This window comes from Pusillimonas sp. MFBS29 (assembly GCF_020687695.1).
In the GTDB taxonomy this organism is placed as follows: Bacteria; Pseudomonadota; Gammaproteobacteria; order Burkholderiales; family Burkholderiaceae_B; genus Pusillimonas_C.
Window position 1 is genome coordinate 21896 of sequence record NZ_JAJEWL010000005.1, and the last position, 20808, is coordinate 42703.

A 20808-nucleotide genomic window follows, 5' to 3' on the forward strand; every position below is an offset into this window, starting at 1 on the left:
AACTCGTTCTAAAGGTAATACTGTTATGGCACGCATGGTGCAATGTGTAAAACTCAAACGGGAAGCCGAAGGCCTGGATTTCCCGCCCTACCCTGGTGATCTGGGTGTGCGCATCTGGCAAAGTATCTCGAAGGAAGCCTGGGCGCAATGGATGGACACCCAGACCCGGCTCGTCAATGAAAATCGCCTGAACCTGGCCGATGCCCGGGCCCGCAAGTACCTGGCCGAACAAATGCAACGCTTTCTGTTTGAAGACCAGAACGTTGAAGCCCAGGGCTACGTGCCGCCTTCAGCCTGATGCAAGGCCACAGGCTGGCTTGAAACAAAAAACGGCAGCCATGAATGGCTGCCGTTTTTTGTAGTACCTGCCGGTTTGTGTTTATGCCTGCTGGTCTTCTGAGCCGGCCGGCTTGTCGCCGTCGGTTTGATTTTCGGGCGAGCCCTCGCCCCGCGCCAGACGTTCCGTTTGCTTCAGACCCAGGTGACGGACGTCGTCGCCGTGAACCATATAAATGACCCGCTCGGCCATGTTCTTGGCATGATCACCGATGCGTTCTAGCGCCCGTGCAATGAAGATCAGGTCGATCGAATGCGAAATGGTGCGTGGGTCTTCGATCATGTAGGTAATGACGTGACGCAAGGAACCCTTCCATTCTTTGTCGACTTCCTTGTCGTTGCGCACGACCTGGGCCGCATGAACGGGATCCATACGTGCAAAGGCGTCAAGTGCGTCGCGGATCATGGAAGTAACAGCGGTAGCCATGTGGCGCAGCTCAACGACAGGCTCGTAGTTGCTGTTGCTGTCGTGCAGACGGCGCGCCATCTTGGCGATTTTCTCGGCTTCGTCGCCGCAGCGCTCCATGTCGGTCAGCATTTTGGACACCGACAGCAATAGCCGCAGGTCGATCGCCGTAGGCTGATTACGCGCAATCAGCAGGCTGATGCGCTCATCGATATCGACCTCAAGCGCATTGACATCCTTTTCGCGGTCGCGCACCTGGTCGATCAGGCTCATGTCGCCGGTGGCCAGTGCGTTCATGCTGTCTTTGACCATGGCCTCGACCAGGCCACCCATCTGCAGGAACAGGGATCGAGTGGTTTCTAGGTCAGTATGGAATTGCTTATTCGTATGCTCGGACATGTCAACCTTCTGATCAGCGCAAGTTTAAGTAGTCAATTAGCGTATCACTATAGTCGGCCATTGTGTAGCCTGTGTACACCTTGCAAGGGTACAGGGCGATTATGTCGTGATTATGACAATATGATTATGGGTTTCTTTCAAAACGCCTGACGCCGGCCTGGGTAGACATCAGAACCAGGTCGGCACCGGCCAGTGCAAACAGTCCGCAGCTGACCACCCCCGGAATATTATTGATCAACGCCTCTGTTTCAGCAGGCGCCGTGATGCTCAGGCCCGATACATCAAGAATCTGGCAACCGTTATCAGTGACGAAGTCGCCTCGAAGCACCGGTGTACCACCCAGAGCCGCCAGACGACGGGCCACCGCTTCGCGGGCCATGGGTATGACCTCGACCGGCAAGGGAAAGCGGCCCAGCGTTTCCACCCGCTTGGATTCATCCACAATACATATAAAGCGCTGCGCCACCGAGGCGACGATTTTTTCCCGCGTCAGGGCGCCGCCCCCGCCCTTGATCATGCTCAGGGCGTGATCCACCTCGTCGGCTCCGTCGATATACCAGGGCATGGTCGGCACCTGGTTCAGGTCCAGCACTTCGATGCCCAGTGCACGCATGCGCTCCGAACTGCGTTCGGAACTGGACGTCGCGCCGCGAAAGCGGTCTTTGTGGGGTGCCAGGGCGTCTATGAAAAGATCGACCGTGGATCCGGTTCCCACGCCCAGAATGACGTCTGGCCCCAGAAAAGGCAGCAGGAATTGCACGGCCGCGTCGGCCACATTCTGTTTGAGTTCCGTTTGGGTAAGCATGCTTGAACCTTGTATCTCAGGCGAATAATTCGCCGTACTTCTTCTCTGAAAATCCGACATGAACACTGCCATCGGCAGTCACGGTAACCGGCCGTCGGACCAGGGCCGGATACTCGGCTATCAATGCCAGCCATTGCTCGTCGGTATCTGGATTCTTGCGCTCGTCGGGCAAGTTGCGCCATGTCATGGATGCGCGGTTGACCAGCTTTACCCAGCCACCCAGCTCGCGCGACCATTCGGCAAGACGCCCGGGCGCCACAGGATGATCGCGGTAATCAATAAACTCGAAGCCTATGCCCGCTTGCTCCAGCCATTTGACGGCTTTTATGCAGGTACTGCACTTTTTCAACCCGTATAGTTGCACGGTACTCATGGGGAATTCCTTCTTTAAGCCTGTTTGCGCCATTGCACGCGATTGGCAATTACAACAAACAGCCCGACAACCAGTATAAACAAGGTAGCCAGCGCGTTGATTTCGGGCTTGAGCCCGAGCCTGACCCGGGAAAACACCTCGAGCGGCAAAGTTGTATAGCCGGGGCCTGACAAAAACGACGCAATCACGACGTCGTCGAGTGAAAGCGTGAATGCCAGCAGCCAGGCGGCCAGCAGGGCCGGAACGATCAGGGGCAGCGTGATCACAAAAAACACCTTCAGCGGTGTAGCACCAAGGTCAAGCGCAGCCTCTTCAAGGGAGCGATCCAGATCGCGTATGCGGGCCTGGATGACAACCGCCACATAAGCCATGCAAAGGGTAACGTGCCCCACCCAGATAGTGAATACGCCGTTGCCATCCGGCCAGCCGAACAGGTCGCCAATTTCAACAAACATCAGCAACAGCGAAATACCCAACACGACCTCCGGCACGACCAAAGGTGCACTGACCATGCCTATGTACAAGGAGATGCCCCGAAAGCGACCCATGCGGGCGAGAACATAGGCAGCCCAGGTACCTATGACCACTGCCGCGGTTGCCGTCAGGCCGGCAATCAGCAGCGACAGGCGCGCTGCCTCGAGCAAGGCCCGGTCATTGAACAGTTCAATGTACCATCTGAACGAAAAGCCCGACCACGAAGTCATCATGGCTGAATCGTTGAACGAGAACACCATGAGGCACAGTATGGGCAAGTACAGAAAGCCATAGCCCAGAGTGAGCACCAACGCGCGCAATACAGGATGAGGCCTGATCATGCCAGCCTCGAACTTTGGTCGGCAAGCTGCCGGGCCTGATTACGCTGAAAGATGACCAGCGGCACCAGCAGCAACATGACCATTACGCAAGTGACAGCCGCCGCCATGGGCCAGTCTGCATTATTGAAAAATTCGTTCCACATCACCCGACCCATCATGAGCGTATTGGCTCCGCCAAGCATCTCTGGAATGACGTACTCGCCAACCGTGGGAATGAATACCAGCATGGCACCGGCCACCACACCCGGCATGGAAAGAGGCAGGGTTACCTGAACAAAGGCACGCCATGGCCGTGCGCCCAGATCGTACGCCGCCTCGAGCAGACGCAGATCGAGTTTGACCAGGCTGGCATAGAGCGGCAGGATAAAGAAAGGCAGATAGGCATAGACCAGCCCTATATATACGGCCAGGTCGGTGCGGTAGATTTCCAGGGGCGTATCAATCAGGCCCAGCCACAGCAGCAAATTATTCAGCAGGCCATCATTGCGCAAGATGCCCACCCAGGCATACACGCGCAACAACAAAGAGGTCCAGAAAGGCAGTATCACCCCGAGCAACAGTAAATTGCGTATTGCCGGCTGAGAGCGTGCAATGTAATAAGCCATGGGATAGCCTATGACCATGCAACACAGCGTGGTGATCGCAGCCATTTTCACCGAGTTCAGATAGGTCGAGATATACAGACTGTCGGTAAACAGCAAGGCGTAGCCACGCAGGCTGAGCGCCAATGTCAGCGTTTGCTCTTTGAGCTCGGCCAGCGGCGTATAGGGCGGAATGCCGAATCTCAAGTCCGAGAAACTGATCTTGAGCACCAGCAAAAAAGGCAACAGCAGGAACAGTACCAGCCAGAGGAACGGCGGCACGATGGTCAGCGGCCGGCGCCAGCGCCCGGATTGCCAGTTCCAGACCTTCATGATGGCAGAACCGTCACGTTGTCGCTGGACCAGATCACGTAGACCTCTTCGTCGAGTCCTGGCGCATCAGCCTGCTCAAGCGCCAACCCGGGCACGGTGACTTCGAGCGCCATACCGCTGTCCAGACGAATCTGATAGCGGGCATAGCTGCCCAGCCAGGCAACATGGCTGACCATGCCGTGGCCCCAGTTGGTGTCGGCCTCTGGCTGCTCACGCAGGATACGGATGTTTTCAGGGCGTATGGATACGTGCACCTCCATACCCAGCGGCTCGCTTACACCGTGACTGACGTACAGAGGACGAATCAGGTCAGTGCTTTCTATCTGCACATGATCAGCGGCATCCACCACGATGGTGCCTGTGAACAGATTGGTCGAGCCGATGAAACCGGCCACAAAGCGCGAATTGGGAAAGGCGTACACCTCTTGTGGTGTGCCGCACTGCACAATCTGGCCTTCGCTCATGACGGCCAGGCGATCTGCCATAGTCATGGCTTCTTCCTGGTCGTGGGTAACCATGATGCACGTGACCCCGACCTGCTCAAGGATTCTGGCCAGCTCGACCTGCGTTTTCTGGCGTATTTTTTTATCGAGCGCAGACATGGGCTCGTCAAGCAGCAAAAGCTTGGGCCGCTTCACCAGACTGCGTGCCAGGGCCACACGCTGCTGCTGCCCGCCCGAAAGCTGATGCGGTTTGCGGCGGGCATAGCCGGCCATCTGCACCAGATCGAGCGCCTCGAATACGCGGTCGTGGATTTCATTCTTTGCCACCCCCTCCTGCTTCAGACCGAAGGCGACGTTGGCTTCGATGCTCATGTGAGGAAACAGGGCATAAGACTGGAACATCATGTTGACCGGCCGCCGATACGGCGGCAGGCTGGTGATGTCTTCGTTGTCCAGGTAAATGCGCCCGGAAGTGACCTCTTCGAAGCCGGCCAGCATGCGCAGCAGGGTAGACTTGCCGGAACCCGAGCTGCCCAGCAAAGCGAAGGTTTCGTGCCGCTGCACCGACAGGCTTACCGACTGCACGGCCACGGTATCGTCGTATATCTTGACGACATCTTCAATCCGCACAAACTCGTCGGCATCACCCGACCAGGGCGACGCCGCTGAACGACTGTCCGACATGATCTAGCGCCCTGACTTGAGCTCTGCCCACAGGCTGGTTTGCAAGCGCAAAATCGGCAGAGGCTGAGGCATGATGACAAACAAGGTTTTGGATACTTCGGGCGAAGGGTAGATCATAGGATTGTCGGCCACATCCTTGATGACATACTGACGCGCTTCCTTGTTGGCATTCGGATAGAACATGGTGTTGGTGATGGCCGCGTGCACCTGAGGGGTTTCTATGTAATTGATGAATGCCAGCGCTTCGTCAACATTGGCTGCCCCCTTGGGAATAGCCATGGTGTCGAACCACACCGGCGCACCGCCATCGGGAATGTAGTAGTCGATCTTGTACGGTTTGCCGGCCTCGCGGGCGCGATGCGCCGCGATCATGACGTCGCCGGAATAACCGTAAACCATGCACAGATCGCCTGCGGCCAGTTCATCGATATAGCCCGAGGAACTGAACTGCCGGATATAAGGCCGGATACTTTTCAACAACGCCAGCGCCTGCTTGTAGTCTTCCGGCTCGCTGCTGTTGGGATCTTTGCCCATATAGTGCAGTACCGCCGGGAAAACAGCAGAAGCCTCGTCCAGCAGCGAAATGCCACAGGCCTTCAGCTTCTCGGCGTTCTCGGGCTTGAAGAGCATGTCCCAGCTGTTCAGCGGTGCATCCTCGCCCAGGATTTCACGCACCTTGGTGACGTTGTAACCCAGGCCGTTGGTACCGTAGCCCCAGGGCACCAGATACTCGTTGCCGGGATCAACCTGGGCGACGATATCCATGATGTCCTGATCAAGATACTTCCAGTTGGGTATCCTGGACTTGTCGAGCTTCTGGAACAAACCACCCTTAATCTGGCGGGCGGCATAATGCGTGGACGGTACCACGATGTCGTAGCCCGATTTCCCGGTAAGCAGCTTGGCCTGCAACACATCGTTGCTGTCATAGACATCGTAGCGTGCCTTGATACCGGTTGTGCTTTCAAAGCCCGAGATAGTGTCGGGAGCCGTATATTCGGCCCAGTTATAGACATTGACGACCCGTTCCTGACTCAAGGCGGGTGCCATCGTTGCGGCAAGGGCTGCGCCCAGTAACCATGTTTTTGCGGTGGTGAGTGTCATTGCCAATGTCCCCAGACAATACAAAAAGGCCAAAAAAACGTGATGATAAAGCTTTTCTGCCCAAACGTAAGCTTTTCCGGCTAAATGTGGCCGCCGGCCGTTGCAAGCTGGCCGTAAGCCCGATCCATCTCTGTCCACCAGTGCATGGCCCGGTCACCCGCCACCTTGAGCAACGAGCGCCGCAAGCGCAGCAAATTGTCTTGCCGCTGACGCCCTTCCAGCACCTGCCTGCGCCCCTTGTCGAAGTCGATCAGCCACGCCTTGCCTTGTGTGTCCAGCAATATATTGTATGCATTCAGGTCTGCATGCCAGACACCCGCTTCATGCATGGCGTAAATGGCGCGTGCCACGACCCCGGGACTGGCGCTCGCCCAAATGACGGCAAGTGGCTCAACGCCCTGTATGCGCTGCACGAGGATGGCGGCACGATAAGTCGGACCCTGGCGCCAATAGGCTGCGGCAAGCGGCCTGGGCACGGGCAGACCCGATTCGTACATATAGCGCAACAGGTTGAACTCGGCGAAAGAACGCGTAGCTGCACTTCCCGTCCAGACGTAGCGGTTGGCGCTAAGCCTGGCAATCAGGCCACCACGCCGGTAATGGCGCAGCACGCCCAAGCCGAAATTACCTTGAACAAACCATGCTGCCTGGCGCCCGCCCTTCCCGACCGGAACGGCCTTCAGCCCCGCAGAGGTCGGATCAAACAGAAATGCGCCAGGTTGCAGCACCCGGCTGGCATCAACCAGCATGGCGCCGTCACGGCCCAGCGGCAGCTCTTGCTGCTCAATAGCCTGTGCTGTCATGCCAGCTCCCTTAGTGAAACCAATGGCGGCGTATTGAGCACGCCCTTAAGCGCGAATCTTCCCCCTATCAGCGCCGCAACCGTGCCGGCCAGTACCCCTGCCAGCCACGGCCACGGGGACAGATCCAGAGTAAATTCAAATACGTAATGTGCCAGCAACCAGGCCATTGCCACCGCGGCAAACGCCGAAAGCAAGCCCGCCATGGTTCCAAGCAACACGAGCTCAAGACGCAGGGCGTGGGCCAGCAGACGCCCGCTGGCGCCCAAGGCCCGCAGGACCGCCACCTCGTGCATGCGCTCGTCGCGCGTTGAAAACATGGCTGCCCCCAGAACCAGCACACCTGCTGCCACCGTGAACAGGAACAATAGCTGTACTGCCTCAACCACCTGATCCAGCACATGCTGTATCTGGCCCAATATCGAACCCACATCGAACACGGTCAGATTGGGAAACGTACCGACCAGCTCCTGCACCACGGTCTGTGTGGACGGACTTACGTACAGGGAAGTAATAAAGGTGGCCGGCGCACCGGCAAGGGCTGCCGGACTCATGACGGCGAAAAAATTGGCCTGAAAGGAATCCCAGTCGACCTTGCGCAAGCTGCTGACGCGCACTTGTATCTGGCGCCCCGCCACATCAAAGGTCAGGCTGTCGTTCAAACGAATGCCCAAGGTTTCGGCCAGCCCGGTTTCCAGAGACACTTCAGACTGGTCGGGCTGCAGCCAGCGCCCCTCGACGATGTCATTGCTATCGGGCATGACCTCGGAGTAAGACAGGTTGAACTCCCTGTCTGCCATGCGCTTGGCGCGCGGATCTTCGTAGTTGTCGCTAGTCACTGCCTGCTGGTTGATGGCCACCAGTCGCCCCCGTATCATGGGCGACATCACCACGTTATCGACGCCGGCAGCCCGCAACTGCTGCGTGACAGCCTCTCGCTGATCGGGCTGGATATTGATCAAAAAGGTATTCGGCGCATTGGCCGGCAAAGTGCCTTGCCAGCCCTCCAGCAAATCGGTGCGGGTGATGGCCAGAAGCAACAGTATGGTCAGCCCCATCGACAAGGCACACAACTGGGCTACGGTCAGGCTTTTGCGACGTGCCATGCCGGCCAGAGCAAAGCGCAGCGCCGGGCGTCCCAGGCTGCGATGACGAAAAAGCCCCAGTGTGCGGACCATCAAATACGCCAGACCGATGAATACCAGCAAGATCAGGGCAAAGCCACCGGCCACGACCACGCTCAGGCGCAAATCACCGGACATCCAGACTATCAGTGCGAAGAAGGCCGTCAGCCCGAGCAGGTAGGCGGGCCAGGATCGTGCGACCACACCCGCTTGCCGACGCAGGACACGAGCGGGCGCCACGTTGCGCAAGGCTGCCAAAGGCGGCAAGGCAAACCCCAGCAGCATCAGGAAGCCGGTTGCCATACCCTGCCAGGCCGGTCGCAAACTAATGGCCGGCAAGCTGGTTTGCAGCCAGTTGTCTACCACCGAAACCAGCCCCAGATGCACGACATAGCCACCGACGGACCCCAGCAGCGAAGCAAAGACAGCCAGCAGCAGAAACTCTACCCACAGCATCCAGGCCAGCTGGGCCTTGCCTGCGCCCAGGCAACGCATCACGGCTATACCGTCCTGGTGCCGCAAGCCGAAACGACGCGCCGCCAGGGCAATGGCTACGGCCGCGATCATGACTGTCAACAAGGCCACAAGCACCAAAAACTGGTGTGCGCGCGACAGTGCGCGCTGAACCTCGGGCCGGTTGGTTTCCAGCGTACTCAGCCGCTGCCCGCGCTGCATGTTTTCTTCCAGCCAATGCTGGTAGTCGCCGACCGAAGCTTCCGCACCCGCCACCAGCAGGTGATAGGCAATGCGACTGCCCGGCGCCACCAGGCCAGTTGCCGGCAGATCATCCAGATTCATCATGACGCGGGGCGCAACATTGACGAACTGCATGCCACGATCTGGCTCATAACTGATGACTTGCGTAATCTTCAGGGTGCTGTCACCCACCTGCAAACCGTCGCCTACGGCCAGGCCGAGCAGGCCAAGCACTTGGGGATCAACCCATAGCGTGCCCGGTTCAGGCGCATGCGACACATCGACAGCCTGACCCGCCGGCGTCGCGGTCAGCCGCATGGTACCGCGCAGGGGATAAGCCGCGGAGACCGCCTTCAGGGAGACCAACTGAGCCTGATCGCCACTACTGGCCATGGAGGGAAACTGCATGGTCAGGGCAGTCTCGAGCTGCGCAGACCTGGCCCGGTCGATAAATTCTGCGGGAATGGGTTCATCACCGCGCAAGGCAAGGTCGCCGCCCAGCATCTGGCCCGAGTCGCGCTCGAGTGCCCGCCCCACCCTGTCGGCCAGAAAGCCGACACTGGTCACGGCCGCGACAGCGATCAGCAAGGCGAGCAACAGCAGGCGCAGCTCGCCCGAGTGCCAGTCACGCCGCAGTGCCTTTACTCCCAGCCGGATATTTGTAGTGATTCCAGGACGCATCAGAATCAGGCCTTGATAAGCAACAAAATCATGATAACAAGAAGCATGCAGCCAAAAATCAGCTTCAATCTTGGTTCGGGCAATGCATAAGCCAGCTTCACGCCATAGGGCACCATCAGCATGCTGCCCAGCGCCATGGGGATGCCTGTAAGCCAGTCGGCCTGGCCATGCACCGTATAGGTCAGCAATGCCACGGTAGTACCCGGAATAATCATGGTCAGGGCCAGCGCTTGCGCGCCAGTCTGGCTAAGACGAAACACCGTGGTCAGCACAGGCACCGCCAGTACTGATCCTCCTACGCCGAAAATACCGCCTATCAGGCCGGCCAGCACGCCCAGCAGCGCAAACCAGCCTTTATGGAAGGATTCGGCGCTGCGTCGCGCCGGCATCTCGCCTGATTTTCGCGATCCACGCAGGCTCTGGTACAGATAGAACAACGCTACGGCCAGCACGAACACCGCGTAAATACGCCGCAACAAGAGCGGGTCTATGCCCAGCGCGAACCGCGCTCCCACCCAGGTAAAGACTATGGCACTGAAAGCGCCTGCCGCAGCCGCGCCCAGATCGATTCTGGCATTCTGGTTGTATTTTCTTACCGTGATCAGTACGGCGGGCAGCACCATGACCAGGGCCGTGCCCTGGGCTTCCTGCTGGCTCATGCCGGCAGCCAGGCCCAGCAGCGGTATGGCCAGCAAACCGCCACCTATTCCCAGGACACCGCCGACATAGCCTATGACTGCGCCGGCAAGCATCCACAGCGGCACGAAAACATACCAGTCCAGCGCCATCTCAGGACACTTCGCGCAAACGCGCTATGGCAGCATCAACACGGTCAACTGCCCAGACTTCCAGTCCTTCTATTGCTTGCCGTGGAGCATTGGCCTTGGGTATGAGCGCTACGTTGAACCCCAGTTTGGCCGCCTCGCGCAGTCGCTCCTGGCCACGGGGTGCCGGGCGGATTTCGCCGGCCAGACCCACTTCTCCGAAGACCACCAGGCCTTTGGGCAAAGGTTTGTTCCCCAGCGACGACATTATGGCCAGCAAGACGGCCAGGTCGGCAGCGGGCTCCGTGATTTTCACGCCGCCCACAGCATTGACGAAAACATCCTGATCATAAGTCGCCACACCGGCGTGCCGGTGCAGGACCGCGAGCAGCATGGCCAGCCGGGTGCCCTCGAGCCCCACCGAAAGGCGGCGGGGATTGGGCACATGCGCCGTATCGACAAGCGCCTGGATTTCAACCAGCAGCGGCCGTGTACCTTCCTGTGTAGCCATGACACAGGAACCCGGCACATTCTGTTCGTGCTGTGACAAAAACAGCGCCGAAGGATTGGCCACGCCGCGCAAGCCGCGGTCAGTCATGGCAAACACACCCAGCTCGTTGACCGCGCCGAAACGATTCTTGAACGCCCTGATCAGCCGGAACGACGAATGAGTATCGCCCTCGAAATAGAGTACGGTATCGACGATGTGCTCGAGTACACGGGGCCCCGCCAGCGTCCCGTCTTTGGTCACGTGCCCGATCAACACTATGGTGATGCCAGTCTGCTTGGCCAGCCTGGTAAGCTGTGCCGCACACTCGCGCACTTGCGACACCGAACCTGGCGCCGCGCTCAGTTCACCCGAATACAGGGTTTGAATGGAATCGATCACGGCCACGCTGGGCTGCTGTTCGGTCAATGCGCCAATAATGGCCTCGAGGCGGATCTCCGCCAGCAGATTCACATCGCCGGTAACAAGGTCCAGACGCCGGGCCCGCAATGCAACCTGCTCGGCCGACTCTTCGCCGGTGACATACAGAACCTTGACCGCCCGTGATAATGACACCAGTGCCTGCAGAAGCAGCGTGGATTTTCCTATGCCCGGATCACCCCCTATCAGCACCACTGCGCCCGCCACCAGGCCACCGCCCAGCACGCGGTCGAACTCGGCTATACCCGATGGTTGACGCGGGAGTTCGCGTGCTTCGATTTCAGCAAGGCTGCGCACCGGACTGGCGCCTGCCAGCGGTGCATATCGGTGTGCCGGAGCCCCGGCATCGCGGGATTCCTGAAGCGTGTTCCAGGAACCACAATGCGGGCATTTCCCTTCCCATTTCGGGCAGGTTCCACCGCACTCACTGCAGACAAACAGAGTTTTTGACTTGGCCATGCTGCGAGTTTAACCGGCCATGACCCTTACCGGCCCGCCAGACTGCCCCCGCCATCCACGCCCAGCACCTGGCCGGTTATATAGCCGGCATCATCGCTTAGCAAAAAGGTTACGGCCGCCGCCACTTCGGCGGGAGAACCGAAGCGACCCAGGGGAATGGATGCGAGTGCCTTTTTCTCGAGGTCACCGCCTTCGGGGTGTCCGGCACGAAACAGTTCTGTTTCAATCGGGCCGGGCGACACGGCATTGACCGTAATGCCATAAGGCGCAAGCTCAAGCGCCCAGGTGCGGGTACAACCAATAAGTGCGCTCTTGGCGGCAGAGTAGCTGGTACGGCTTTGCCCGCCGTGGGTAACACGGCTGCAAATATTGATGATGCGGCCCTGCTTGCGCGCCTTCATGGAAGAAACAAATGTTTGAGTTACCTGAACCGCCACCCGGACGTTAAGGTCCAGCACCTGATAGAGCGAAGCCAGGTCAATCTCGCCCAGCGGCTCGGGCTTGACCAGCCCCACATTGTTCACCACCGCATCGACAGGGTATTTTTCACGGATAACCCGCAGCATGTCTTCAGTCTCGCCCGCATTCGTCAGATCACATGAATACAGGTAGCCGGGAAAATCAATTTCCTGCGTGTTGCGTGCAAGGCCAACCACATGGCAGCCCTGGTCGGCCAATCGTTGGCTGATTGCCCAGCCTATTCCCTTTGTGGCTCCGGTTATCAATACACATTTATTCTTCACGCGATTTCCTTATGAACGAATGAATCAATGACTTTCCGGGGTACCCGCGGCGCAACAGCGCATAACAGCTCATAGCCTATGGTTCCGGCCGCCAGCGCAACGTCATCTACGGATGGCCCGCCCTCGCCCCACAACACCACGGGGCTGCCCGGCCTGGCCTGGGGTACCGGTGTCAGGTCGACGGCCAGCATGTCCATGGATACGCGGCCAACCAGCGTGGTGCGTACCCCATCGACAACAATGGGGGTTCCCGTACCGGCATGGCGCGGATAGCCGTCGGCATAGCCGCAGGCAACGATACCTATGCGCATGTTGTTCGGGGCCCTGAATGTATGCCCGTAACCAACACCATCGTCGTGGGCAATTTCCCGCACGCTGATCAACTGCGAAGCCAGTGTCATGGCTGGACGCAGACCCAGGCTGTCAGCGCTCTGGTCGGCAAAGGGAGAGCTTCCATACAGACAGATGCCTGGTCTGACCCATTGGTCGCCATCGTCTGGCACAGTGGTCCAGAAGCCGGGGGTAAGCGTTGCAGCGGAATTGCAGACGCTGAACGGACCTGGCAAGCCTGCAGCACAGCGCTCGAAGACGCCCAGTTGCGCCCTGGTGGTCGCGGCATCATCATCGGCGCGTGCGAAATGACTCATTTTTCCGGCCCAGGCCAGCTTGCCTTGCCGGCATAGCTGACGGGCCTGCTCGTAGGCCTGTGGATATGACTGCTCTGAAAAACCCAGCCTGTTCATGCCGACATTGAGTTTGACAAAGGCATGCAAAGGCTGTGCAAGCGTGGCTGCAGCGAGCATGTCGAGTTGTTCCTGGGAATGCAGCGCGGTAGTCAGCCGGTATTCATCAAGCACAGCAAGATCTGCCGGCTCGAAAAAACCTTCAAGGAGCATGATGGGTTTGGTCCAGCCCAGCTCGCGACATCGCACTGCCTCGTTCAGATCCAGCATGGCCAGGCCATCGGCCTGGCTGAAGCCGCGCACGGCCTCGTCGATACCATGACCATAGGCATTGGCCTTGATGACTGCCCAGATATTCGGCCTGCGCGGCCTGGCCGTGCTGCAGGACTGCTCCAGGCACGTCGCAACGCGTTGCAGATTATGGCTTAACGACGACACAGCAACGGTCGCTGAAATCGGACGCGGCATGACTCCTCCTAAAGAAGCAGAAAGTCTAAACTACTTGGCGCTCCTGCGCGAGGTTACCGGGCGCCTCTGTGGCTTATACTCACCGCCTATGGCTGTGGATCACTACGAAAACTTCCCCGTTGCGTCAATATTGCTGCCCCGGCGCCTGCGCGTGCCGGTGCAGAACATCTATCGTTTCGCCCGCAGCGCCGATGACATCGCCGACGAAGGCGATGCCCTGCCTGAGCAGCGGCTTGAGCAACTATCGCAATACCGCGACGCGTTGCGGCAAATTCAGCACGGCAGACTGGGCCTGGGCCAGACCCACCCGCTTTATCCCGTATTCCGCCCACTGTCCGAAACCATACGGCAACATGAGTTGCCCATTGATCCATTTTTTGATCTGCTTTCGGCTTTCGAGCAGGACGTGACCACCACCCGCTACGCCGATGACCAGGCACTGATGGACTATTGCCGCCGATCCGCCAATCCGGTCGGACGCCTGATGCTGCACCTGTATGGTCAGGCCGACAGCGAAAATCTGCAGCAGGCAGACGCCATTTGCACTGGCCTGCAACTGACCAATTTCTGGCAGGATGTCGCCATCGACTGGCAAAAAGACAGGGTCTATCTGCCGCAAGACCGGCGCATCCGCCATGGCGTCACCGAAGATTACATCGCCACCCAAACGCAGCTGGGGCTGCAAAGCGCCGGGCCCAACTCCGACGATACGGCAGCACGCCTGACCCCTGGCTGGCAGTCACTGATGGGCGAACAGGTTGAGCAGGCCCGCGAGCTGCTGCAGGCAGGTTTGCCACTGGCCCACAGGCTTGGCGGCCGGATAGGCCTGGAGTTAAGACTGGTCGTGCATGGGGGTTTGCGTATCCTTGAGCGTCTTGACCAATTACACTACGACATATTCTTTCAGCGACCCACACTTGCCAAGGGCGATTGGGCGCTGCTTCTGTGGCGCGCGCTAACCTGACACGCACGCCTTGATTTCCATACATAATGCACACGCATGAGTCCTGACGAATACTGCCAGAACAAAGCCGCGAAAAGCGGTTCCAGCTTCTACTATGCCTTTCTGTTCCTGCCGCCCGAGCGGCGCAAGGCCATCACGGCCCTGTATGCCTTCTGCCGGGAGGTCGATGATGTAGTCGACGAATGCACGGAACCTTCGGTGGCACGCATGAAGCTTGCCTGGTGGCGCAGCCAGATTGAAAGCATGTACGCCGGTAACCCCGAACATCCCGTTACCCAGGCACTGGAGCCACACGTTCATGCCTTTGGCCTGACAGCAGAGCGTCTGTATGCCATCGTGGAAGGCATGGAAATGGATCTGGATCAGGCACGCTACGATGATTGGGCAGGCTTGCGCAAATATTGCTGGCATGCGGCAGGCGTGGTCGGAGAGCTTTCAGCCAATATCTTTGGCTACACGCAGCCCGAAACCCTGGTGTATGCGGAAAAGCTGGGCCTGGCATTTCAACTGACCAACATCATTCGCGATGTCGGCGATGATGCCAGGCGCGGCCGCATCTACCTGCCGGTGGAAGACATGCAGAAATTCAACGTGACCGCCGCCGAAATCATTGACAGCGTCCATTCCGACCGGTTTGTCGCCCTGATGCGTTTCCAGACTGAAAGGGCCCGTCAGTGCTATCGCGATGCCGCACAATCCCTGCCCGAAACCGACCGGCGCGCACAACGCCCAGGGCTGATGATGGCGGCGATCTATTACACGCTGCTCAACGAAATCGAGCGTGACAACTGGCAAGTGCTCGATCAGCGCATTTCGCTTACACCGATACGCAAGTTCTGGCTGGCCTGGAAAATCTGGGTGGGTGGCGGACGGGGCCTGGTCAAGCAACTCAGCCAATGAAGATAGCGGTCATAGGTGGCGGCTGGGCCGGCCTGACGGCTGCCTGGTCGCTGCTGCAGCGAGGGCATGCCGTTGCCCTGTTCGAAGCTGGCCGCAGCCTGGGCGGACGCGCCCGCCGCATACATTCGCGTGCGCTGGATCTTGCCACCGACAACGGACAGCACATATTGCTGGGCGCGTATACCGAAACCCTGGACTTGATGCGCGAACTGGGTCTGGATACAGGGCGCCTGTTCTACCGTGAACGTCTGTCTCTGCAGGCTGCCGATGGCAGCTTCGGGCTGCGCACGCTGCCGTTACCCGCTCCGCTACACCTGCTCGCAGGCGTGCTCGGCGCGCAGGGCCTGACACTGAAAGAGCGCTTGAGGCTGATCAGCCTGACCACCTCACTTCGCCGCCACGGCTGGAAAACCGCAGCCGGCATGACCGTGGGGCAATGGCTGGAACAAGGCCGGCAGTCACCGCAAGTCATACGCAGTTTCTGGCAACCACTGTGTCTGGCTGCACTGAACACACCCGTTCCCGATGCCTGCGCCCAGTTATTCGCACACGTACTGCGAGATAGCCTGGGTGGCCCCAAAGACGCGACCGACGTCCTGATACCCCGCGTCGATTTGTCAAAACTCTGGCCCGATGAACTGCTGCGCAGATTGAACGGCCAGTCCAGCCCGGGGGCCGGTTTGCATCTTGGTCACGCTGTCAGAAAACTGCATGCATGCCCATCGGGCATCGCGGTCGACGGTCAGCATTTTGACGCGGCGATCGTAGCCGGCAACGTCCCGTCCACATCAAGATTGCTTGCACAACTGGAAGCTGTACCAGATAGTCTGCCCTACCTGGACATGCTGTCGGACTTTGACTTCCTTCCCATCGCCACGATTACCCTGAAGCTGGAACATCCCTGGCAACTGCCCCAGCCCATGCTGCTGTTGCACGATCATCCGGCCAGGCTGCAATTCGGCCAGTGGCTTTTCGACCGCAGCGCCCTGGCTGCCCGCGAAACCACGGAAGCACATTTGCCAGCCGGGCATATCGCTCAAACCGGCACGGCATCGTTGCTTCATATTGTGATCAGTGACGCTTCGGCCTTGCAGGAGCACAAGCAGGACGATGTCGTCGCGGCCGTCACGGCCCAGGTGCAGGCGCAAACGCAGCGCTTTGGCCCGATGCCGCGCGTAACAGGACATGATGTGATAGTGGAAAAGCGTGCGACGTTCGCCGCAAGACCTGGCCTGGCCAGGCCCACGGTCGCCACCCCCTGGCCGCGAGTGTGGGTCGCGGGAGACTGGACCGACACCGGTTACCCCGGCGTGCTGGAAGGCGCCGTGCGCAGCGGACGCCAGGCGGCGGCATCGCTGCTGCGCAGCCTGGCTTAACGCAGACTCAGCCGCCTACCCTGCCTGAACGGGTGCGTGCTGAATGATGTAGTCCCTGACCAGCTCGACCTTGCAGTCGAATACCTCGACACGCTGGTCCAGCGACGCCAGGCCCTGCAAATGCGCAGGAACCGGTGCAGGCTTGCCGGTGGCAGCCTCGATGGTTTCACTGAACTTGGCGGGCAGCGCGGTTTCCAGCACAAGCATGGGGATGCCCGGTTCTACATAGCCGGCGGCCACCTTGACGCCATCGGCGGTATGCGGATCGATCAGTACGCCGGCTTCGAGCTGGATGTCGCGGATGGTCTGCAACCGGTCTGCGTGCGTGCTGACACCGGCCACAAAACCATAACGCGATTCGAATTCAGGCTGCCTGTCGCTCAGGTCAAACTGCCCTGTGGCAGCCAGCTCTTCCCAGCACGCCCGGACCTTGGCCGCATCGGCACCCAAAAGTTCGTAGACAAAGCGTTCGAAGTTGGATGCCCGGGAAATGTCCATGGAAGGACTGCTGGTCTCGTGGGTTTCGGCGGCAGGACGCGGCCGGTAGATACCAGTACGGAAAAACTCTTCGAGCACATTGTTTTCATTGGTGGCAAGCACCAGCCGGCGCACCGGCAGACCCATCTGCCGCGCGATGTGGCCCGCAAGAATATTGCCGAAATTGCCAGACGGCACGGTGAAGGACACCTGCTGGCCCGGGCCGCTCGTGGCACGCAGCCAGCCCCAGAAATAATAAACAACCTGGGCGGCAATGCGCGCCCAGTTGATGGAGTTCACCGCCCCCAGGTTGTACTTGGCCTTGAAAGCCAGGTCGCCAGCCAGAGCCTTGACGATATCCTGGCATTCATCAAACACGCCCTTGAGGGCGATATTGTGGATGTTCGGATCATGGAGCGAATACATTTGGGCCCGCTGAAAATCACTCATGCGCCCATAGGGTGAAAGCATGAAGACGCTGACACCACGCTTGCCTTTCAGGGCGTATTCCGCTGCCGATCCCGTATCGCCGGAAGTGGCGCCCAGAATGTTCAGCGTAGCCTGACGCTTGTCGAGCACGTATTCGAATACCTGGCCCAGAAACTGCATGGCCATATCCTTGAATGCCAGCGTCGGGCCTTCTGAAAGGCCCAGCAGGGTCATGCCATTATTCAGGGGCTTGAGCGGCACGATCTGTTCGCTGCCGAAGTTCTGAGCGGTATAGGCGGCATGCGTCAGTCGCTCAAGGTCGCTCCTGGGGATATCGTCGATAAACAGGCTGAGAATCTCGGTGGCCAGTTCAGGGTAATTCAGTTTGCGCCAGGCCTCGAGCGTATCGGCACTGACTGCAGGCAGGCTTTCGGGCAAAGCCAGCCCGCCATCGGGCGCCAGCCCTTCCAGCAGAATATCGGAAAACGATTGCGGGTCCATACCGCCACGGGTAGACAAGTATTTCACAGGAGGTTCTCCACACGCAGACGCGTTACCTTGGTATGCACAAACGGCAGTTCATGAATGCGATCCAGCGCCGCATTGATCGCTCCTTCGCGGGCCTGATGCGAAAGGAAAATGATATCGGCTTCGGTCTCTCCGTGGGGCTCCTGGAACATCGAACCGATGGAAATGTTCATCTCGGAAAGAATGCTGGCAATGTCCGCCAGTACGCCGGGGCGATCCTGCACACGCATGCGCAAATAATACGAGGACACGACGTCGGACACCGGCAGGATCGGGGTATCGTCCATGGCTTCGGGCTGGAAGGCCAGATGCGGCACGCGATGGCCCGGGTCTGCTGATTCAAGCCGGGCCACATCAACCAGATCGGCCACTACCGCCGACGCGGTAGGCAGCTCGCCCGCCCCCTGACCGTAGTACATGGTCGGCCCTACCACATCGCCGCTGACCAGAATGGCATTCATGGCACCTTCAACATTGGCCAGCAAGCAAGTGACCGGCACCAGGGTCGGATGAACACGCAATTCGATACCGGTATCGCAGCGACGGGTAATGCCAAGCAGCTTGATGCGGTATCCCAGCCTTTCAGCATGAGCAATATCTTCTGCCGCCAGCATGGAGATACCCTCGATGTGGGCCTTGTCGAACTGAACGGGCACGCCAAATGCCAGCGATGCCAGCAGCGTCAGCTTGTGGGCGGCATCAACCCCCTCGATATCGAAAGTGGGATCGGCTTCAGCATAGCCCAGCCGTTGGGCTTCGGCAAGCACCTGCTCGAAAGGCAGGCCCTGTGAACGCATCTCGGAAAGGATGAAGTTGGTGGTGCCGTTGATGATGCCGGCCAGCCACTGTATGCGATTGGCGGTCAGCCCCTCGCGTATGGCCTTGATGATGGGAATGCCACCGGCCACAGCTGCCTCGAAGGTCACCATGACACCCTTGGCATGCGCTGCGGCAAAAATCTCGTTGCCATACTTGGCCAGCAAGGCCTTGTTGGCGGTAACCACGTGCTTGCCTTGGGCGATCGCTTCCATGATCAGCTCGCGCGCCAGCGTGTCGCCGCCCATCAGTTCGACCACGATCTCGATTTCCGGATTGCGCACGACCTCGAGGCCGTCCTGGGTGACGAGTATATCGTCGCCCACCAGGCGCCTGGCCTTTTCAATGTCGCGTACGGCCACAGCGGCCACTTCAATATGGCGCCCCGCCCTACGGGCGATTTCTTCTGCGTTGCGCGTCAGGACCTTCCAGGTACCGCCCCCTACAACACCCAAACCCAGCAAACCAACTTTTATCGGACTCATTTACCTAAACCGTCCTTACGGAACATTTCCTTGATGCCACGCACAGCCTGACGTGTACGTTGCTCGTTTTCAATCAGTGCAAAACGCACGTAGCCATCGCCGTACTCACCGAAACCTATGCCGGGCGACACCGCAACTTTGGCGTCGGCCAGCAGGCGCTTGGAGAACTCCAGCGACCCCAGCTTTTCGTAGAACTCGGGAATTTTTGCCCAGATATACATGGACGCTTTGGGAATATCGACCATCCAGCCTGCCTCATGCAGGCCTTTGACCAGCACATCGCGCCGGTTGCGGTACTGCTCGACCACCTTGTTCACTTCGTCTTGCGGCCCTTCAAGCGCTGCGATGGAGGCAACCTGTATCGGCGTGAACATACCGTAATCGTGATAGCTCTTGATGCGGGCCAGGGCGTTGACCAGTTCCTGGTTGCCGACCATAAAGCCTACGCGCCAGCCAGCCATGTTGTAGCTTTTGCTCATGGTAAAGAATTCGACCGCAACATCGCGCGCACCTTCGACCTGCATGATGGACGGAGCCTTGTAGCCGTCGAATGTGATGTCGGCGTAAGCCAGGTCATGCACCACCAGGATGTTGTGTTCTTTGGCCAGGGCCACGATGCGCTCGAAGAAAGCCAGGTCTACGCATTGCGCAGTTGGATTGCTGGGGAAACCCAATATCATCATCTTGGGCTTGGGAATGCTTTCACGCACAGCCCTTTCGATTTCATCGAAAAAATCCAGCCCGGGCGTCATGGGAACCGAGCGGATGTTGGCCCCGGCAATGACTGCGCCATATATGTGGATGGGGTAGCTGGGATTGGGCACCAGCACGGTATCGCCGCGGTCGAGCGTGGCAAGCATCAGGTGGGCCAGGCCCTCTTTGGAGCCTATGGTGACAATGGCTTCGGAGTCGGGATCGATCTGTACGCCATAACGACGCTCGTACCAACCGGAGATCGCCTTGCGCAGCCGTGGTATGCCCTTGGAGACCGAATAGCCGTGCGTATCGGGCCTGGTGGCAGCCTCGACCAGTTTGTCTACAATGTGCTTGGGGGTAGGCCCGTCAGGATTACCCATAGACATGTCGATAATATCTTCGCCTCGCCGGCGCGCCGCCATTTTCAGTTCTCCGGTGATATTGAATACGTAGGGCGGCAGACGTTCTATACGGGGGAAATTCGTCATGATGTTCCAGGGCGAGGTAAGCGT

General features: G+C 59.0%; 20 protein-coding genes. 4 read left to right on the forward strand and 16 right to left on the reverse strand.

Going from position 1 to position 20808, the window contains the following annotated elements:
• Positions 1-25 precede the first annotated feature (25 nt).
• On the forward strand, positions 26-298 hold the full coding sequence (locus LKR43_RS08580) for an oxidative damage protection protein (RefSeq protein ID WP_227683642.1): 273 nt from the start codon (positions 26-28) through the stop codon (positions 296-298).
• Between the two features lie 81 nt (positions 299-379).
• Here LKR43_RS08580 and phoU read toward each other — a convergent pair whose 3' ends face one another.
• The 13 genes from phoU to alr all read right to left on the reverse strand — a co-directional run bounded on the left by phoU (position 380) and on the right by alr (position 13625).
• Positions 380-1141, reverse strand: a complete 762-nt coding sequence (phoU, locus tag LKR43_RS08585; RefSeq protein WP_227683643.1) for a phosphate signaling complex protein PhoU — start codon at positions 1139-1141, stop codon at positions 380-382.
• Positions 1142-1265: 124 nt separating this feature from the next.
• A complete protein-coding gene (rpiA, locus tag LKR43_RS08590) occupies positions 1266-1946 on the reverse strand; it encodes a ribose-5-phosphate isomerase RpiA (RefSeq protein ID WP_227683644.1) in 681 nt (226 codons plus the stop codon).
• Positions 1947-1962: 16 nt separating this feature from the next.
• Positions 1963-2319 carry a Spx/MgsR family RNA polymerase-binding regulatory protein gene (locus LKR43_RS08595; RefSeq protein ID WP_227683645.1) on the reverse strand — a complete coding sequence of 119 codons (357 nt, stop codon included), beginning with the start codon at positions 2317-2319 and terminating at the stop codon, positions 1963-1965.
• Positions 2320-2333: 14 nt separating this feature from the next.
• Positions 2334-3134 carry an ABC transporter permease subunit gene (locus LKR43_RS08600; RefSeq protein ID WP_227683646.1) on the reverse strand — a complete coding sequence of 267 codons (801 nt, stop codon included), beginning with the start codon at positions 3132-3134 and terminating at the stop codon, positions 2334-2336.
• A complete protein-coding gene (locus tag LKR43_RS08605) occupies positions 3131-4048 on the reverse strand; it encodes an ABC transporter permease subunit (protein WP_227683647.1) in 918 nt (305 codons plus the stop codon). Before LKR43_RS08605 ends, LKR43_RS08600 begins: the two co-directional genes overlap by 4 nt.
• Positions 4045-5175, reverse strand: a complete 1131-nt coding sequence (locus tag LKR43_RS08610; RefSeq protein WP_227683648.1) for an ABC transporter ATP-binding protein — start codon at positions 5173-5175, stop codon at positions 4045-4047. Before LKR43_RS08610 ends, LKR43_RS08605 begins: the two co-directional genes overlap by 4 nt.
• Positions 5176-5178: 3 nt before the next feature.
• The gene (locus tag LKR43_RS08615) at positions 5179-6279 is read right to left on the reverse strand and encodes a polyamine ABC transporter substrate-binding protein (protein ID WP_227683649.1); all 1101 of its coding nucleotides are present in this window, start codon (positions 6277-6279) and stop codon (positions 5179-5181) included.
• An 80-nt stretch (positions 6280-6359) separates the two neighbouring features.
• Positions 6360-7082, reverse strand: a complete 723-nt coding sequence (locus LKR43_RS08620) for a 3-deoxy-D-manno-octulosonic acid kinase (protein ID WP_227683650.1) — start codon at positions 7080-7082, stop codon at positions 6360-6362.
• Positions 7079-9580 carry an ABC transporter permease gene (locus tag LKR43_RS08625; RefSeq protein ID WP_227683651.1) on the reverse strand — a complete coding sequence of 834 codons (2502 nt, stop codon included), beginning with the start codon at positions 9578-9580 and terminating at the stop codon, positions 7079-7081. Before LKR43_RS08625 ends, LKR43_RS08620 begins: the two co-directional genes overlap by 4 nt.
• A gap of 5 nt (positions 9581-9585) precedes the next feature.
• Positions 9586-10368, reverse strand: coding sequence for a sulfite exporter TauE/SafE family protein (locus tag LKR43_RS08630; RefSeq protein ID WP_227683652.1), 783 nt, complete (start codon positions 10366-10368; stop codon positions 9586-9588).
• A gap of 1 nt (position 10369) precedes the next feature.
• On the reverse strand, positions 10370-11731 hold the full coding sequence (radA, locus tag LKR43_RS08635) for a DNA repair protein RadA (RefSeq protein ID WP_227683653.1): 1362 nt from the start codon (positions 11729-11731) through the stop codon (positions 10370-10372).
• Between the two features lie 26 nt (positions 11732-11757).
• Entirely contained in the window at positions 11758-12474 is a 717-nt protein-coding gene (locus LKR43_RS08640; RefSeq protein ID WP_227683654.1) for an SDR family oxidoreductase, read from the reverse strand.
• On the reverse strand, positions 12471-13625 hold the full coding sequence (alr, locus tag LKR43_RS08645; RefSeq protein ID WP_227683655.1) for an alanine racemase: 1155 nt from the start codon (positions 13623-13625) through the stop codon (positions 12471-12473). Before alr ends, LKR43_RS08640 begins: the two co-directional genes overlap by 4 nt.
• Positions 13626-13713: 88 nt before the next feature.
• On the opposite strand from alr, the gene hpnC reads away from it, so the two are divergent.
• Genes hpnC through hpnE form a run of 3 tightly spaced genes read left to right on the forward strand, consistent with a single transcriptional unit; the run spans position 13714 to position 16865 of the window.
• Positions 13714-14589, forward strand: coding sequence for a squalene synthase HpnC (gene hpnC, locus LKR43_RS08650; RefSeq protein WP_227683656.1), 876 nt, complete (start codon positions 13714-13716; stop codon positions 14587-14589).
• Positions 14590-14625: 36 nt separating this feature from the next.
• Positions 14626-15489, forward strand: a complete 864-nt coding sequence (gene hpnD / locus LKR43_RS08655) for a presqualene diphosphate synthase HpnD (RefSeq protein ID WP_227683657.1) — start codon at positions 14626-14628, stop codon at positions 15487-15489.
• Positions 15486-16865, forward strand: a complete 1380-nt coding sequence (gene hpnE / locus LKR43_RS08660) for a hydroxysqualene dehydroxylase HpnE (protein WP_227683658.1) — start codon at positions 15486-15488, stop codon at positions 16863-16865. The genes hpnD and hpnE overlap by 4 nt, the downstream gene beginning before the upstream one ends.
• Positions 16866-16880: 15 nt before the next feature.
• Here the strand turns inward: hpnE and thrC are convergent, their stop codons facing one another.
• From thrC to alaC, 3 genes are read right to left on the reverse strand one after another with little or no spacing between them, the layout of a single operon-like run.
• Entirely contained in the window at positions 16881-18299 is a 1419-nt protein-coding gene (gene thrC, locus LKR43_RS08665) for a threonine synthase (RefSeq protein WP_227683659.1), read from the reverse strand.
• Positions 18296-19600, reverse strand: a complete 1305-nt coding sequence (locus LKR43_RS08670) for a homoserine dehydrogenase (RefSeq protein WP_227683660.1) — start codon at positions 19598-19600, stop codon at positions 18296-18298. Before LKR43_RS08670 ends, thrC begins: the two co-directional genes overlap by 4 nt.
• Positions 19597-20784 (reverse strand): alanine transaminase, encoded by a 1188-nt coding sequence (gene alaC / locus LKR43_RS08675; RefSeq protein WP_227683661.1) that lies wholly within the window; start codon positions 20782-20784, stop codon positions 19597-19599. Before alaC ends, LKR43_RS08670 begins: the two co-directional genes overlap by 4 nt.
• Between the last annotated feature and the right edge of the window lie 24 nt (positions 20785-20808).

Bases quoted from the DNA above. Each gene is read 5' to 3' on its own strand.
- LKR43_RS08580 (WP_227683642.1), top strand. From the start codon at position 26: ATGGCACGCATGGTGCAATGTGTAAAACTCAAACGGGAAGCCGAAGGC.
- LKR43_RS08670 (WP_227683660.1), bottom strand. From the start codon at position 19,600: ATGAGTCCGATAAAAGTTGGTTTGCTGGGTTTGGGTGTTGTAGGGGGC.
- hpnC (WP_227683656.1), top strand. From the start codon at position 13,714: ATGGCTGTGGATCACTACGAAAACTTCCCCGTTGCGTCAATATTGCTG.
- LKR43_RS08630 (WP_227683652.1), bottom strand. From the start codon at position 10,368: ATGGCGCTGGACTGGTATGTTTTCGTGCCGCTGTGGATGCTTGCCGGC.
- LKR43_RS08600 (WP_227683646.1), bottom strand. From the start codon at position 3,134: ATGATCAGGCCTCATCCTGTATTGCGCGCGTTGGTGCTCACTCTGGGC.
- LKR43_RS08620 (WP_227683650.1), bottom strand. From the start codon at position 7,082: ATGACAGCACAGGCTATTGAGCAGCAAGAGCTGCCGCTGGGCCGTGAC.
- LKR43_RS08610 (WP_227683648.1), bottom strand. From the start codon at position 5,175: ATGTCGGACAGTCGTTCAGCGGCGTCGCCCTGGTCGGGTGATGCCGAC.
- LKR43_RS08615 (WP_227683649.1), bottom strand. From the start codon at position 6,279: ATGACACTCACCACCGCAAAAACATGGTTACTGGGCGCAGCCCTTGCC.
- radA (WP_227683653.1), bottom strand. From the start codon at position 11,731: ATGGCCAAGTCAAAAACTCTGTTTGTCTGCAGTGAGTGCGGTGGAACC.
- hpnE (WP_227683658.1), top strand. From the start codon at position 15,486: ATGAAGATAGCGGTCATAGGTGGCGGCTGGGCCGGCCTGACGGCTGCC.
- alr (WP_227683655.1), bottom strand. From the start codon at position 13,625: ATGCCGCGTCCGATTTCAGCGACCGTTGCTGTGTCGTCGTTAAGCCAT.
- rpiA (WP_227683644.1), bottom strand. From the start codon at position 1,946: ATGCTTACCCAAACGGAACTCAAACAGAATGTGGCCGACGCGGCCGTG.
- hpnD (WP_227683657.1), top strand. From the start codon at position 14,626: ATGAGTCCTGACGAATACTGCCAGAACAAAGCCGCGAAAAGCGGTTCC.
- phoU (WP_227683643.1), bottom strand. From the start codon at position 1,141: ATGTCCGAGCATACGAATAAGCAATTCCATACTGACCTAGAAACCACT.
- LKR43_RS08595 (WP_227683645.1), bottom strand. From the start codon at position 2,319: ATGAGTACCGTGCAACTATACGGGTTGAAAAAGTGCAGTACCTGCATA.
- LKR43_RS08625 (WP_227683651.1), bottom strand. From the start codon at position 9,580: ATGCGTCCTGGAATCACTACAAATATCCGGCTGGGAGTAAAGGCACTG.
- LKR43_RS08605 (WP_227683647.1), bottom strand. From the start codon at position 4,048: ATGAAGGTCTGGAACTGGCAATCCGGGCGCTGGCGCCGGCCGCTGACC.
- alaC (WP_227683661.1), bottom strand. From the start codon at position 20,784: ATGACGAATTTCCCCCGTATAGAACGTCTGCCGCCCTACGTATTCAAT.